Raw genomic sequence first — 14,770 nt, 5'->3', positions numbered from 1 at the left:
TCATTACTCCTGGAAGCTATAGCCAAGCGCGAACGCATGGCCGGCACATGCCCCCATGAGTCGGAAAGTGGGCTGCGATTGCGGCCAGAACATGGTCATGGGGCGTCGAAAAGTTGAGATTTGACACGCTTACCGACCGCTATCTCGCCCGTCTGGTCGCCACGCCGCTCATAGCGACGCTGGTCATCGCCGCGATGTTGCTGACGCTCGACAAGATGCTGCGTCTGTTCGATTTCGTGGTGTCGGAAGGCGGGCCGGTCAGCGTCGTGTGGCGAATGCTCGCCAATCTGATTCCCGAATATATGTCGCTCGGCATCCCGATCGGGCTGATGCTCGGATGCCTGTTGGCGTTCCGCAAGCTCGCCATGTCGTCGGAGCTCGATGTGTTCCGCGCGGTGGGGATGAGCTATGGCCGGCTGCTGCGTGTACCCTATTATTACGCGATCGCCCTCGCTCTGCTGAACCTCGCCATCGTCGGCTTCATACAGCCCTATTCGCGCTACAAATATGAGGGATTGCGCTTCGAGCTGCGCTCCGGCGCGCTGGGGGCTTCGATCAAGGTCGGCGAGTTCACCAAGCTCGGCAAGCGCATGACGATCCGCGTCGAATCCAGCCGGGACGGCGGGCGCGAGCTTTCTGGCATCTTCCTGATGACCGAGGGCACCGACGGCAAGAGCCTCGCGGTGACCGCCGAGCATGGCCAGTTCCTGGCGACCGACGATCCCGACACGATCATCCTGCGCCTGCAGAAGGGCGTGCTGGTCCATGACGCACCAAGCTTCAAGGAACCGCGCGTCCTGCAGTTCGTCGGGCATGACCTGCCGATCGACTTGCCCAAGATGGAGGCCTTTCGTCAGAGAGGCGGACGCGATCTTGAGATGACGATGCCCGAGCTGGTCGTGACCGCGCACCAGCCGCAGACGCCGGCGAAGCAGCGGGCGCAGTTCCGATCGGAATTCCACTTCCGCCTCGTCGAGGTGGCGACGATGTTCCTGTTGCCGATGCTGGCCCTGGCGCTGGCCGTGCCGCCCAAGAGGTCGTCTTCGGCGCTGGGCGTGTTCCTGTCGATCGTGATGATCGTCACCCAGCACAAGATCAACGAATATGCCGCATCGGTGGCCGCGCTCGGGCGGATCGATCCGCTGATCGCTTTGTGGACGCCCTTCCTGCTCTTCACTGCGCTGGTATGGTGGATGTATCGGACCATCGCCTATGTACCCGGAGGGCAGCCGATCGGCGCGCTCGAGCGCGCGGCCGACAAGGCGGCGAAGGCGATAGTCGGCTGGATTCGCCGGCTGGGTCGGAGGGGCCGCGCATGAACGGAATCAGCTTCTTCGCATCGCGGACGATCACCTTCTACATGGCGCGGATGTTCCTCGTCCGCTTCGCCTCGGTGCTGGCGGCGCTGGTCATCGTTCTGCTCGCGCTCGATCTTCTGGGGGAATCGGGCGATATCCTCGCCTATCCCGGCAATGGCGACGCGCAGCTCTGGTTGTATGCCACCTTGCGGACCCCGCAGATCATCGCCCGTTTTCTGCCCTTTGCGGCGCTGCTGGCGACGTTGATCACCTTCGTAACGCTGAACCAGAACAGCGAGATCATCTCAATGAAGGCGGCGGGCGTTTCGGCGCACCAGATACTCGCACCGCTGGTCGTGGCGAGCCTGGGCGTGGCGCTCGTGTCCTTCGTGTTCAACGAGCGGGTCGTCGCGCGCTCCACCGCCACGCTGACCGCATGGCAGAACGCCAATTATGGTCCGATCCCGCGCGACAGGGGCATCGTGTCGAACGTGTGGGTGCGGGACGGCGACGACCTGATCCATGCCGCCGCCGCCCGCGGACGCGGCGCCCAGACGCAGCTGGATGACGTGACGATCTACGATCGCGACGGTGGCCGCCTGTTGTCGATCGTGACGGGCAAGCTCGGCGTCCAGAAGGCGGGTGGCTGGCAACTCGCCGGGGCAAGCCGCTTCGACGTTACCCGCGGCACGACCTCCACGCTGCCGCTGTTCGCCTTTGCCCGGGGGGTGACGCCCGACCGCTTCACCCTGGCGAGTGTCGATCCGGCATCCAAGTCCATCCTTCAGCTCCGTTCGGCGATTCAGGATCTTGAGGCGGCGGGCCGTCCCACGGGGCCGCTGCGCGCGGGATTGTGGCACAAGCTGTCGGGCCCGCTGTCGGCGGTGCTGATGCCGCTGCTCGCGGCGGTCGCGGCCTTCGGGCTGGCGCGATCGGGACGGCTGTTCGTCCGTGCCGTCATCGGCATGGCGCTGGGCTTCGCCTATTTCGTCGCCGATAACTTCGCGCTGGCGATGGGGAATCTCGGGGCCTACCCGCCCTTTCTTGCGGCCTGGGCGCCGTTCCTGCTGTTCCTGCTGATCGGCGAGACCGTACTGATCCGGACCGAGGAATAGCTTTCGTCCCGCGACGGTCGCAAAAGCGCCGCATTGCCAATCCAGATCGCAATGCCATATGTGGTCCCACGAGGGGCTGGCATCTATCCATTGAGGTTTCGCGTGAAGCTTTCCGCCATCAAGCCGGCCTTCTGGTCGAAGGAGCACCATCTCGATCGCATGACGCTCAAGGAGCTGTGGGTCGCCTTTTTCCAATATCCGGCGATCATCGGTTACCTGTCGTGTGCGTTCGTCTCGATCGCCCTCTATTTCCGCTATCCGGCGCCGCTGCTTCCCACGCTGGCGGCCATCGGCATTTCGGTGTTTGTTTATCCGCTGGTCTGGTATTGCCTCCACCGCTGGGTTCTGCACAGCCGCTGGATGTTCAAGGTGCCGTTTCTTGCCGCCACCTGGAAGCGGATCCACTATGATCACCACCAGGATCCTAACCGGCTCGAAATCCTGTTCGGTGCGCTCCACACCACGCTGCCCACGATCGCCATCGCCACGGCCCCGATCGGTTACGCCCTCGGCGGTGTCGGCGGCGCGCTGGCGGCTTTCGCAACCGGGCTGATTACGACCTGCGTCTACGAGTTCTTCCACTGCATCCAGCATCTGGCCTATAAGCCGAAGATGAAGTGGGTGATGAACATGAAGGCCCGTCACATGGCACATCATTTCCATGACGAGCGCGGCAATTTCGGAATAACCAACTATTTCTGGGACCGCCTGTTCGGCACCTATTACGAACGGATCCTCAAGGAAAAGAAGAGCGAGACCGTGTTCAACCTGGGCTACACGCCTGAGGTGGCCGAGCGCTATCCCTGGGTCGCGCGCCTGTCTGGTGGCGTCGCCATGGGTCATCCGAGCCAGCGCATCCCGCACTGATGACCGTGCGCATCCGGCCGGTCATCGGCAAACGCGACCGCAAGCGGTTCGTAGATCTTGCCTATACGCTCAACGGCGGTGACCCCAACTGGGTCCCGCCTTTGCGCATGGAAGCCCTGGAGCTCGTTACTCCGGGCAAGAACCCTTTTTACGAGCATGCCGAGCAGCAGCTGTTCCTCGCCGAGCGCGAGGGACAGCTCGTCGGCCGCATCTCCGCGCATATCGACCATCTCTGGCTCGCCATGCCGGCCGATCAGGGCGGTGGGCCGGGGATCGGCAATTGGGGCATGCTTGAGGCGGTGGATGCCGCGGTGGCGACGGCCCTGATCGGGCAGGCCGAGCAATGGCTGCGCGACAAGGGGATGACCACGGCGATGGCGCCGCTCAGCTGCTCGATCTGGGAAGAGCCGGGGCTGCTCGTGCAGGGCCATGACCATCCGCCGACGGTCATGATGGGCCACGCCAACCCCGCATATCAGGGCTGGGTGGAAGCGCTCGGCTATAGCGGCGTAAAGGATCTCCTGACCTTCGAAATCGACATCACGAAAGATTTCCCGCCGCTCGTCCAACGGATCGTGAGTTCCGGCGAGCGCAATGCGCGAATCCGTATCCGCAAGGTCGACAAGAGCCGCTTCGACGAGGAAGCCGCGCTGATCCTGGCGATCCTCAACGATGCCTGGTCGGACAATTGGGGGTTCGTTCCGATCACCCCCACCGAGATCGCGCACACCGGCAAGAAGCTCAAGCCGATCGTCTTCGAAGATCTCATCCGCGTGGCCGAGGTCGATGGCGAACCGGTCGCCTTCATGATGACGCTGCCGGACCTGAACGAGATGACCGCCGACTTTGGTGGGAGCCTTTTCCCGTTCAACTGGATCAAGCTGCTCCGGCGCCTGCGCAAGCCGCGTGTGAAGACGATGCGCGTACCTCTGATGGGGGTGGTAAAGAAGCTGCAGGCAACCCGGCTTGCGTCGCAGCTGGCCTTCATGATGATCGAGTATATCCGCCGCGATTCGGTCGCCGACTATGGCGCGACGCGTGGCGAGTTCGGCTGGATCCTCGAGGACAATCAGGGGATGCGCTCGATCGCGGAGACGATCGATGGCCGGGTGAACAAGGTCTATCGTATCTATTCGAAGGACCTGTAAGCAATCCGCCCGGCGGGCGGTCAGTGCGAGGGCAGGGGGCACAGGTGTCGTTGCAGAACTGGTGGGTGTTCGTCGTGGCGACCTTCTTCGTGTCCGCCATGCCGGGACCGAACATGCTTCACGTCATGACACAAAGCATGCGGCATGGTTTCGTGCGGGCTTTCGCAACCATGGCGGGCTGCATGCTCGCTTTGCTGCTTCTGTTCGGCGTTTCGGCGATGGGCATGAGCGCGCTGCTGTCCGCACTTCCCGAGCTTCTCACCCTGATCAAGGTGGCAGGTGCCGCCTATCTCGTGTGGATCGGCATCAAGAGCTGGCGGGACGACAGTCCACCCGTCGACCTGTCGGATGAGCTGTCGACGGGGGCAGCGCGAAGCGCGGCGACGCTGTTCCGCTCGGGCTTCCTCATCAGTATCAGCAATCCAAAGGCGCTGATCTTCGCGGCGGCCTTCTTCCCGCAGTTCGTCAGCCCGACCCTGCCCAAGGCGCCGCAATTCGCGATCCTGCTGGCGACCTTCGTCGTTATCGAGACCGGCTGGTACATGACCTATGCCACGGGCGGCCGGACGCTGGCCCGTCATCTCCGCCGCCCCGAATGGCACCGCTGGGTCAATCGCACCAGCGGCGCGTTGTTCGTCATGTTCGGCCTCTCGCTACTGGCGTGGCGGCAGCGCTAGGAGAGGCTTTTGGGAGAATCACAATGACGATCGACGATATCGACGACCGCGCCGCAGCTGCCGCGTTCCGCCGGCTGGTGCGGCATTTGCAACATCGCGACGATGCACAGAACATCGATCTCATGGGACTGGCGGGCTTCTGCCGCAACTGCCTGTCGGACTGGCTGACAGAGGCGGTCGCAGGCGAGCATGACAAGGACAGCGTGCGCGAGGCCGTCTACGGCATGCCCTATGCGGACTGGAAGGCGCGCCAACCCGCCGCCACGCCCGAGCAGCTCGCACGGATGGAAGCCAGCGTGGCGCGCAACCGCGCCGGATGAGCTGCTAGGCGACCAGTCCGGCGGCCCAACGGGCGAAGCTCAGCCAGGGCCCCGTCTGCCACACCGCGAAGCGCAGCACCTGCGAGGCGAGCACGATCCCTCCGCCGATCAGCGTCGCGCGATGCAGCCTGCCATGCCGCTTCAGGTCCCACCCGATCAGCGCGAGCAGGAACAGGTCGCTGAACCCGAAGATGATCACCGGGCCCGGCACGAAGGCTGGCCACGGCCACCGGCCGAAGCCGGGGCTCGTCATTTCGAGCATCGCCAGGAACATGTAGCGCTTGTGGCTGGCAGCGTCCCATCGCTTGGTGAGCCCAGCCCCGATCAGCCCGGCGAAGACGGGCACGCTGATGAGGGGGATCGCCAGCCAGCTCAGCGGCGCGACGATCGGCGGGCCCGATGCGCGGCCGACCTGGTATAGCGCGGAAACAAGCGCGATCGCGACCATCGCGGGGAGCAGACCCACGCTCGCCATCCCCAGCCGGCGGTGCAGGTCACGGCGATCGGCCGATATCAGGAGCACCTGCGCCACATAGAGCAGCATCCAAGCCGTGAAGATCAGGCCATGGAGATGGACGAGCGGGGTCAATGAGGGGATCGGGTGGCCCGGATCGACGACCCCGCGCAGATAGTAGCTGGGCAGGAAGCCGATGATGATCGACCCGGCCATCGCGATCGCCGTTCCGCCGAAGAACCATCGTTCCGCACTTAGCCTGCGCGCGCTGCCCGCCCTGGTCGCCATGTCCCTGTCCCCCGTGCCTGTTATCTTCGTCGATATACTATAGGGGAGACGTTATTGTTGCGCAGGAACCTTGGCGCCTTGTCTCTATCGCAGCGTGATCCAGGTCGGAGCGTGGTCGCTCGCCTTTTCCAGCCCGCGCGTATCCTTATGCACCCCGGCGTCGATCAGCCGGTCCGCAGCGGCGGGGCTCAGCATGAGATGGTCGATGCGGAAACCGGCATCGCGCTGCCAGGCGCCCGCCTGATAATCCCAGAAGGTATAGACCGGCCCATGTGGATGGACGGTGCGCAGCGCGTCGGTCCAGCCGGCGGCACAAAGGCGTCGGAAGGCCGCACGGCTTTCGGGCTGGGTGAGCGCGTCGTTCGCCATGGCCCGCTCGGAAAAGACGTCGTCGGTCGATGGCGTGGGAATGACGTTGTAGTCCCCGGCCAGCACCACCGGCTTTTCGGTCGCCCAGAGCGCGCCGGCATGGTCGATCAGTCGGTCGAACCAGGCCAGCTTATAGTCGAATTTCGGCCCTGGCACGGGGTTGCCGTTGGGCAGGTAGATCGAGGCGACGATGACCCCACCCACCTCGGCTTCGATATAGCGGCTGTGACTCGGATCGGGATCGTCGGGCAGGCCTTTGCGCCGTTCGACCGGCTGGGCGCCGCGCGCGAGGATGGCGACCCCGTTGAAGCCCTTCTGGCCGTGCCAGATCGCGCCATAGCCTGCCGCTTCGATCTCGGCGATCGGAAAGGTCTCGTCGGAGGTCTTGATCTCCTGAAGGCACGCGACATCCGGCGCCTTCTGTTCGAGCCATTCGATCAGGCGGGGGAGTCGGGCCTTGATCCCGTTGATGTTGAACGTCGCTATCTTCATTTCGACGGGATAGCGTGCCGCATCGGTCCCGTCACCCGTCGACGCGACGGGCGCGCGATCATGCCGGCGTCAGATCGAGAAGCTCGACCCGCAGCCGCAGCCGGATGCCGCGTTCGGATTGGTGACGCGGAAGGCGGCGCCGCCCAGCGACTCGACATAATCGACCGCGCCGCCGCGCACGAGATCGAGGCTCACCGGATCGACCACGAGCGATACTCCATCGCGGACCGCGATGATGTCGTCGTCGGCCGGCGCATCCGCGAGCTCGAACTTATATTGGAAGCCGGCACAGCCGCCGCCATCGATCGCAAGGCGCAGGATCGGCGGCTTGCCGGTCTTGGTCGCGATTGCGGCTACGCGCGCTGCAGCAGACGGCGTGATGTCGATGTCGGTGATCGCTTCCATGGCTGCATAGATAGGCACGAAAAAGGCCGCCGACAATCGCCGGCAGCCCTTCTACCCTTCATTGGGATAAATCTTATTCTTCGGGACCGCCGAGAGCGACCGCCTGGCTCTCCTCGCGAGCAGCCATCAGATAGTTGGCCGACTGCAGGAAGGGGAGGGGATTGACGGCGCGGCCGTCGATCCGGACCTCATAATGAAGGTGGCTGCCGGTCGAGCGGCCGGTCGAGCCGACATAGCCGATGAGGTCGCCACGCTTCACGCGCTGGCCGTCACGTGCGGAGATGCGCGACATATGGCCGTAGCGGGTGGCGACACCCTTGCCATGATCGATCTCGACCATGTTGCCATAGCCGCCGAACCACTCGGCGCGATCGACGACGCCGTCGGCGGTCGCGTAAATCGGCGTACCGGTGGGCGAGGCAAGGTCGATGCCAGCGTGCATCGCAGCGGCGCCGCGAAACGGGTCCGAGCGGACGCCGAAGGCGCTGGTGAAGGTGAAATTGGCGATTGGCTGGATCGACGGAATGGAGATCGCTCCCGCGGCTCCACCGACGTTCACCGCATCGAGCTTCTTCCAGGACTGGAAGATCGCCTGGAACTGTGCAGCGGCACGTGCGTTCTCAGACATGTCCGAATCCTGCGCCATCGCAGGCTGGAACGACGTCGTAACGATAAGTGCGGCGGCGAATGTCTTGATTTGTGCGCTGCTGAGAGCCCGGGCAAGTCGGCGTGCGAAACGAACGGCATTGTCCACTAGGTGCATAATTCCCCCGCGACCGGATGACTCGAACCGGGAAACCGGTCGACCCTGTTTCGCCGCTATCAGGAATTGCCCCCCCTCATGCGACGCCGCCCTTGTGTTGGAGATCACAGGATGCGGCAACCCCAGCCATCATCGCTTTCGTCAAACCGGCTCGCTCGCGCGCCGAATCGTTAAACGGAGGTTTAACCATTCCGCGAAAATGCCGGCCGACGAGGTCGCTCCACTGCACTGCGCAATCGAATCGCTGTCGCTCGCAGAGATAGGCGAACCAGCGAACCCCGGCCGCGACATGGTCGATCTCGTCCTCGGCTATCCGGCGCATGACCTGGGCCGAGCGGACGTCGCCTGCTGCGTCGAAACGGCTTATCAGCGAGGGTGTTACGTCGAGACCCCGGGCCTCGAGTACCATCGGCACGACGGCCAGGCGGGCCATCGGATCGTGCGCCGTTGCCGCCGCGGCCTCCCATAGACCGTCATGCGCAGGCAGGTCGCCATAGGATGCGCCATAGGCGTTGAGCCGCCGTTCGATCAGCGCGAAGTGCATAGCCTCCTCGGCGCCGACCGCCATCCATTCGTCGACAAAGGCGGTTGGAAAATGGGCGCCGAACCGTCCGACCAGATCGAAGGCAAGATCGATGGCGACATATTCGATATGGGCCAGCGCATGGAGCATGGCGATGCGCGCGCGGGGAGACCCGGCTCGCCCGCGCTTGGGCATGCGTGAAGGCGGCAGAAGGGGAGGACGTCCGGTGCGAGCAGGCTGATCCGGCATGGGCGTATCGAAGCCTCGGGCCAGGCGGCTCAGTCGCCAGTCGCGTGCAGCCTTGCGTGCCGCCTTGACCTTCGCGCGCGGGGAGGGCTGGTCGAGGACCGATCGGCAGGCTGCGGAAATGTCGGTGCTGCTCACGCCGCCGGGGGTCCTTCGATGAACTGCTTGTGCAGCGCCAGCATGGATCGGGCATGTCGCCGGGCCACTGCGCGCCGGTCGTCCCCATAACCGCCGCCCATTGCGCTGGCGAGAGGAATGCCGCGTTCGCAGGCTGCCCGCATCACGAACCGGTCGCGCCGGTCCAGGCCCTGGTCGGTCAGCGCGAGCCGGCCGAGGCGGTCGTCGTGGTGGGGATCCACGCCCGCCTGATAGAGGATGATATCCGGCGCATGGGTGTCGAGCGCGGGGGCAAGGTGCGTCGCCAGTGCCGTCAGATAATCGGCGTCGCCGGTGCCGTCGGGCAGGCCCAGGTCGAAATCCGATCGGGCCTTGCGCGCCGGAAAATTGCTCTGACAGTGGATCGAGAAGGTGAAGATGTCGGGGCGGTCGTCGAGGAGCAGGGCGGTGCCGTCGCCCTGATGAACGTCGAGGTCGACAATCATGACGCGCTCCGCATGGCCTTCGGCGATCAGCCGGTTGGCGGTGATCGCCAAGTCGTTGAACACGCAATAACCAGCGCCGTGCGTCGCCTGTGCGTGATGGCTGCCGCCCGCGGCATTGGCCGCGAACCCGTGACGCAGCGCCAGCATCGCCGCCAGCCATGTGCCGCCCGGTGCCAGAAAGGCGCGGCGGGAGACATGCTCGGTCACGGGGAAACCGATCCGCCGTTCGATCGCTGCCGACACCCGACAGCTTTGCACATCATCGACATAATCGGGGTCGTGCAGCGCCTCGATCCAGTTCCGAGGCATCGGCTCCGGGCAATGAATCTCCATGTCCACCCCGCTGTCCTGCAGAGCCATCATGACCAGTTGATATTTGTCGAAGCTGAAACGGCTTCCCGCAGCGGGCGGAGAGACATAATCAGGGTGATGGACGACGCGGAGCATCTTGCGACGCTAGCGCCTTTTGCCGATGGAAAGCCATGAACGAAGAATTCATCCGCCCCGACGTCCGCGCCTTTCTCGACGACATCAACGGTCGGCCCGGTCCCAAGACCCATGAGGTCGATGCCCCGACCGCCCGCATGATGTCAGCGCGTCTGCGCGACATCGCCGATGTCGACAGCCCGCCGATTGCGACCCGCGAGGATCTCCTGATCCCGACGCATGACGGCCGCACCATTTCCGCGCGCTTCTACGATCCGCGCGCCGAACGCGACGATGGTCCGCTGGTGATCTTCTATCATGGCGGCGGCTTCGTGCTCGGGGACCTGGATCTTTACGACGCCGCCGCTGCCGACATCGCCAGAGGCCTCGACCTGCCGGTGCTGTCGGTCGACTATCGGCTGGCCCCCGAGCATCCCTGGCCGGCCGGCCCCGACGATTGCGAGATCGCGACCCGCTGGGCCGCGGCGCAGGCCGTGCTGTTCGGCCGCCGCTTCGATTCGCTCGCGCTCTGCGGCGACAGCGGCGGCGGGACGCTCGCCATCGTGACCGCCATGGCACTGCGCAATGAGCCGGCTGCGCTGCCCGTGATCGCACTTTGGCCGCTCTATCCGGCGGTCGACCTGCGCAAGCGCTTTCCTTCGACCGAGAAGCTGGGCGCCGGTTACATGCTGACGCTCGACACGCTGCGCTGGTTCAACGAGCATTATGCGCCCGACTTCAACCATTGGCGTGCGTCGCCCGGGCGCGGCGATCTGCGCGGCATGCCGCCGGCGCTGGTGGTTGGGGCGACGCTCGATCCTTTGCTCGATCAGGCCCGCGCCTATGCGATCGCCTGTATCGAGGCGGGCGTGCCGGTCACCTACAGGGAGGCGAGGGGCAATATCCACGGCTGGCTCACCCTGCGCCGGGGCATCCCGTCCTCCGAGCAGGATCTCCAGGGTTCGCTCGCGGCCTTCCGCAGCCTGATCGAGGAGTATCGTCCGTGAAGCCGACGCTGCCCTACCGCCCTGCCGCCGCGATCATGCTGCTCAACGCCGACAACCAGGTGTTCGTGGCTCAACGGATCGATAATCTCGCCGAGGCCTGGCAGATGCCCCAGGGGGGGCTCGACAAGGGCGAAGATCCCCTGGCTGGCGCACTGCGCGAGCTCGAGGAGGAAACCGGCATCCCGCCCCGCCTCGTCGAGATATTGGGAAAGGCGCCGGAGGAGCTGCTGTACGATCTGCCACCCGAACTGGTCGGCAAGATCTGGGGCGGAAAATATCGGGGCCAGGCGCAGCACTGGTTCGTCGCCCGCTTTCTCGGCACGGACGACGACGTCAATCTCGAGACGGCCGAGCCTGAATTCCGGGCGTGGAAATGGGCGGATCCGGCCGATCTGGTCGACATGATCGTCCCCTTCAAGCGCGATCTTTATGCCCGGGTGGTCGAGACCTTCCGCTCCTATCTGTCATAAGCTCTATTGCTAATCACTTGCATTAGAGATGGTAGCGCATTAGCGGCTCCCCGAAACGAAGGGGAATCCTATGCGTCACCTGTCCCGCCTGGCCGCCTCGGTGGCCTTCGTCGCTGTCGTTCCTGCCTTCGGCCAGACCGCGCCGGGCGCAGGCGAGGGGGATAGTGGCGACATCGTCGTGACGGCCGCGCGCAGCGTGCTGCCTGCCAATGCGCTTCCGCTCACCGTCGACGTGGTCGGCAAGGCGGACCTCGACCAGCAGATCGCGATTTCCGGATCGGTCACCGATGCGATTGCGACCCTGACGCCTTCCTTCTCTCCGACGCGCCAGAAGCTGTCGGGCGCGGGCGAGACGCTCCGTGGGCGCAGCCCGCTTTATGCGATCAACGGCATTCCGCAGACGACCCCGCTGCGCGACGGCAGCCGTGACGGCTTCACGATCGACGGCTTCTTCGTCGACCGTGTCGAGCTGATCTACGGTTCCAACGCGCTGCAGGGCATTGGCGGTACCGGCGGGATCGTCAACCAGGTGACGGTCGGTGCACCCGAGAGGGAAGGGGTCAGCGGTCGCGTCCTGTTGCAGGGCAATGCCGATGACGGCTTCACCAAGGATGGGATCGGCGGGAAGGCCGCCGGCCTGGTCCAGTACAAGCAGGACCGCTTCGACGCTTCGGTGGGCGCGGCCTATGAGAAGCGCGGCGTCTTCTACGACGGCAAGGGGCGCCGCGTAGGCATCAACCTGACCCAGGGCGAAACGCAGGATTCGGGTAGCTTTTCGCTGTTCGGTCGCTTCGGCTATCAGCTGGGCGATACCGGGCGCATCGACCTGATCGCCAGCCGCTACGAACTGAAGGTCGATGGCGATTACATCGCGGTCGCGGGCAACAGGAACACTGGCCTGCCCACGAGCGCCCGGCGCGGCACGCCGCCGCTCGATCCGGCGCAGAGCCGTACCGAAAGCCTCGCGCTGTCGGTCACCGACACCGACCTGCATGGCGGCAATTTCGTCAGCCAGATCTTCTTCAACCGCACGCGCGACACCTTCGGCGGCGAACCGGCACCGATCGCGACCTTCCAGGACGTGCGCATCGCACCGGTCGGCACCCTGCTCGATCAGTCGCAGAACAGGTCGCGCAAGCTGGGCGCCAAGTTCAGCTATGAGCGGGCCATGCCGGGCTTCGAGGCGCTCACCGCCACGCTCGGCTTCGACGCCCTGGTCGACGAGACCGAGCAGCGCCTGATCGCCACGGGCCGTACCTGGGTCCCGCCGACCGACTTCCGGAGTCTGGCACCCTTTGCCCAGGCCAATCTGGCGCTGTTCGACAAGAGGGTGCGGCTGGCCGCCGGCGCGCGCTGGGAGAATGTCCGGATCAAGATCGACGATTATGTCACGCTGGCGTCGACAACGACGCCGGTCGGTGGCGTCGCGGTGTCGGGCGGTACGCCGAGCTTCGACGACGTCCTGCTCAATGGGGGTGTCGTGGTGGAGCCGTGGCAAGGCATCCGCGCTTATGCGAGCTATGCCGAGGGGTTCACCGTCGCGGACATCGGCCGGATCACGCGGGCGATCGGGAAGCCGGGCGTCGACCTTGATAATTTCCTAGACATCACGCCCGTCATTTCGAACAACCGTGAGGTCGGTCTCGAGGTGAAGCGCGGCCCGCTCGACGCCAGCGTCACCTATTTCTGGTCGAGCAGCAAGCAGGGCCAGATCCTCGTCGCCAACGCTGACGGCATCTTCAACGTGCTGCGCCAGCGCGTCGAGATCGAAGGGCTCGAGATCAACGCGGGCGTGCAGATGCCGGTCAAGGGGCTGAAGCTGTCGGTCGGCTATGCGCAGCTGAAGGGCCGCTATGACGCGAGTGCGGTTGCGGACGGCAAGGTTGGAACCGACCTCGACGGCGCCAATATCTCGCCCGATCGCGTCAACCTCGCGGCGATCTACCAGCGCGGCGCCATTTCGGCGCGTCTCCAGAGCAATTTCTATCTGAGCCGGACATTCAAGAGCAGCGAGATCACGCTGGATCGGCGCAACGATTTCGGCGGCTACAACCTGACCGATGCGAGCATCCGTTATCAGACGGGGATCGGTGGCTTCACCTTCTCGGTCCAGAACCTGCTCGACGAGCAATATATCGACTATGCGAGCGACACCCAGCGGGCGACCGACAATTTCTTCTATTTCGCCGGGCGGGGCCGCAACTTCACGCTGACCTGGGATTACCGGTTCTGAGGCTGATCGATCAGCTTCACCGCTGGATCGGCGGGGTGCTCGGCATCCTGCTGCTCATCCTCGGCCTGTCGGGCGCGGTCCTCGTCCACCGCGACGCGTGGATCGGGCTGCCCCATGCCGGCGACGCGCGGGTCGCCGATCCGGTGGCCCTCGGCGAACTGACGGCGCGATTGATGGCCGACCCCGCGTCGCGCCCGCAGAGCATCCTGTTCGCCAGCGATACGCTGGGCCTGGTCAGGCTGTCGGGCAAGGGCGGATCTGGTGCCTATGCGGATCAGAGCGGCGCGATCGTCACCCGCTGGTCGAGCCAGTGGGAACGGCCAGAGCTCTGGCTGTTCGATCTTCATCATCATCTGCTGGCGGGTGATGTCGGCGAAACGGTCATCGGCATCGCGGGCGCGGCTGGCCTGTTCTTCGTGATCTCGGGCGTCACCCTCTGGTGGCGGACACGAAAGACCTTCGTTTTTCGGCTGTGGCCGGCGCGGATGACCCGGCCTGCCGTCCTTCGCCACCACCGCGATCTCGGCATCCTCGTCGCGCCGCTGCTGCTGCTGTCCTTCTACACCGGCGCGGTGCTCGTCTTCCGACCGTTCGCCGCCCTGACCCTGGGGCCCGGCGCGCCGGCTGCGATCCAAGGTGCGCTGAAACCGCCGGCGGGCAGCAAAGCGGCCTTGTCCGAGCAGATCGGCTGGCGGGCGATCGTCGCCACTGCCCACCGCCGGTTTCCGGATGCCGAGCTTCGCCTCGTCTCGCTACCCCGCAAGGGCAGTGGGCTGATCACGGTGAGGATGCGTCAGCCGGAGGAGTGGCTGCCCAATGGCCGGTCGACCCTGTGGTTCGCGGCGGACAGCGGTGCGCTGGTCGCCGCCCGTGACGCGCGTGCCCTGGGCTGGCAGGCGAAGGCATTCAACCTCTTCTACCCGCTACACGCGGCAAAGGTCGGCGGGCTCGGCTGGAGGATCGCGATGACCATCTCCGGTCTCGCGCTCGCCCTGCTCGGCGGCTTCACCACCTGGAGCTTCTGGTATGCCCGGCGTCGGACGATAGCGCAGCGCCGGGTCTGAGTC

The 14,770-nt window shown here is 65.1% G+C and carries 16 protein-coding genes; 10 read left to right on the top strand and 6 right to left on the bottom strand.

What is annotated here, in order from left to right:
• The first annotated feature begins 113 nt into the window (after nucleotides 1–113).
• The 6 genes from lptF to G6P88_RS08440 are packed head-to-tail and all read left to right on the top strand — an operon-like array spanning nucleotide 114 to nucleotide 5,425.
• A complete protein-coding gene (gene lptF, locus G6P88_RS08465; RefSeq protein WP_165322761.1) occupies nucleotides 114–1,319 on the top strand; it encodes an LPS export ABC transporter permease LptF in 1,206 nt (401 codons plus the stop codon).
• Nucleotides 1,316–2,413, top strand: coding sequence for an LPS export ABC transporter permease LptG (gene lptG, locus G6P88_RS08460; protein ID WP_165322760.1), 1,098 nt, complete (start codon nucleotides 1,316–1,318; stop codon nucleotides 2,411–2,413). Before lptF ends, lptG begins: the two co-directional genes overlap by 4 nt.
• A 33-nt stretch (nucleotides 2,414–2,446) precedes the next feature.
• Nucleotides 2,447–3,280, top strand: coding sequence for a sterol desaturase family protein (locus G6P88_RS08455; RefSeq protein ID WP_165322759.1), 834 nt, complete (start codon nucleotides 2,447–2,449; stop codon nucleotides 3,278–3,280).
• Complete coding sequence (locus G6P88_RS08450; RefSeq protein ID WP_165322758.1) at nucleotides 3,280–4,428, top strand: N-acetyltransferase; 1,149 nt, start codon at nucleotides 3,280–3,282, stop codon at nucleotides 4,426–4,428. The genes G6P88_RS08455 and G6P88_RS08450 overlap by 1 nt, the downstream gene beginning before the upstream one ends.
• A 44-nt stretch (nucleotides 4,429–4,472) precedes the next feature.
• The gene (locus G6P88_RS08445) at nucleotides 4,473–5,105 is read left to right on the top strand and encodes a LysE family translocator (RefSeq protein WP_165322757.1); all 633 of its coding nucleotides are present in this window, start codon (nucleotides 4,473–4,475) and stop codon (nucleotides 5,103–5,105) included.
• Between the two features lie 23 nt (nucleotides 5,106–5,128).
• Nucleotides 5,129–5,425, top strand: a complete 297-nt coding sequence (locus G6P88_RS08440) for a DUF1244 domain-containing protein (RefSeq protein ID WP_165322756.1) — start codon at nucleotides 5,129–5,131, stop codon at nucleotides 5,423–5,425.
• A 4-nt stretch (nucleotides 5,426–5,429) separates the two neighbouring features.
• On the opposite strand, the gene G6P88_RS08435 is transcribed toward G6P88_RS08440, so the two are convergent.
• From G6P88_RS08435 to G6P88_RS08410, 6 genes are all read right to left on the bottom strand, one after another.
• The gene (locus tag G6P88_RS08435; RefSeq protein ID WP_165322755.1) at nucleotides 5,430–6,167 is read right to left on the bottom strand and encodes a hypothetical protein; all 738 of its coding nucleotides are present in this window, start codon (nucleotides 6,165–6,167) and stop codon (nucleotides 5,430–5,432) included.
• An 84-nt stretch (nucleotides 6,168–6,251) separates the two neighbouring features.
• A complete protein-coding gene (gene xth, locus G6P88_RS08430; protein WP_165322754.1) occupies nucleotides 6,252–7,028 on the bottom strand; it encodes an exodeoxyribonuclease III in 777 nt (258 codons plus the stop codon).
• A gap of 69 nt (nucleotides 7,029–7,097) precedes the next feature.
• Nucleotides 7,098–7,433 carry an iron-sulfur cluster insertion protein ErpA gene (erpA, locus tag G6P88_RS08425; RefSeq protein WP_165322753.1) on the bottom strand — a complete coding sequence of 112 codons (336 nt, stop codon included), beginning with the start codon at nucleotides 7,431–7,433 and terminating at the stop codon, nucleotides 7,098–7,100.
• 73 nt (nucleotides 7,434–7,506) lie between these two features.
• Entirely contained in the window at nucleotides 7,507–8,061 is a 555-nt protein-coding gene (locus G6P88_RS08420) for a M23 family metallopeptidase (protein ID WP_226946781.1), read from the bottom strand.
• Nucleotides 8,062–8,272: 211 nt separating this feature from the next.
• A complete protein-coding gene (locus G6P88_RS08415) occupies nucleotides 8,273–9,103 on the bottom strand; it encodes a ferritin-like domain-containing protein (RefSeq protein WP_165322751.1) in 831 nt (276 codons plus the stop codon).
• The gene (locus G6P88_RS08410) at nucleotides 9,100–10,014 is read right to left on the bottom strand and encodes a histone deacetylase family protein (protein ID WP_165322750.1); all 915 of its coding nucleotides are present in this window, start codon (nucleotides 10,012–10,014) and stop codon (nucleotides 9,100–9,102) included. The genes G6P88_RS08415 and G6P88_RS08410 overlap by 4 nt, the downstream gene beginning before the upstream one ends.
• A 35-nt stretch (nucleotides 10,015–10,049) precedes the next feature.
• Here G6P88_RS08410 and G6P88_RS08405 point away from each other — a divergent pair, with 35 nt between their 5' ends.
• From G6P88_RS08405 to G6P88_RS08390, 4 genes are all read left to right on the top strand, one after another.
• Nucleotides 10,050–11,000 carry an alpha/beta hydrolase gene (locus G6P88_RS08405; RefSeq protein ID WP_165322749.1) on the top strand — a complete coding sequence of 317 codons (951 nt, stop codon included), beginning with the start codon at nucleotides 10,050–10,052 and terminating at the stop codon, nucleotides 10,998–11,000.
• Nucleotides 10,997–11,470: an RNA pyrophosphohydrolase gene (locus G6P88_RS08400; RefSeq protein ID WP_165322748.1), complete on the top strand. Its 474-nt coding sequence runs from the start codon at nucleotides 10,997–10,999 to the stop codon at nucleotides 11,468–11,470. The genes G6P88_RS08405 and G6P88_RS08400 overlap by 4 nt, the downstream gene beginning before the upstream one ends.
• A gap of 70 nt (nucleotides 11,471–11,540) precedes the next feature.
• Complete coding sequence (locus tag G6P88_RS08395) at nucleotides 11,541–13,703, top strand: TonB-dependent receptor (RefSeq protein WP_165322747.1); 2,163 nt, start codon at nucleotides 11,541–11,543, stop codon at nucleotides 13,701–13,703.
• On the top strand, nucleotides 13,700–14,767 hold the full coding sequence (locus tag G6P88_RS08390; protein ID WP_165325038.1) for a PepSY-associated TM helix domain-containing protein: 1,068 nt from the start codon (nucleotides 13,700–13,702) through the stop codon (nucleotides 14,765–14,767). Before G6P88_RS08395 ends, G6P88_RS08390 begins: the two co-directional genes overlap by 4 nt.
• Nucleotides 14,768–14,770 lie beyond the last annotated feature (3 nt).

This window comes from Rhizorhabdus phycosphaerae (genome assembly GCF_011044255.1).
GTDB classification, from domain to species: Bacteria; Pseudomonadota; Alphaproteobacteria; order Sphingomonadales; family Sphingomonadaceae; genus Rhizorhabdus; species Rhizorhabdus phycosphaerae.
This window is presented reverse-complemented; position numbering and strand designations above follow the sequence as displayed.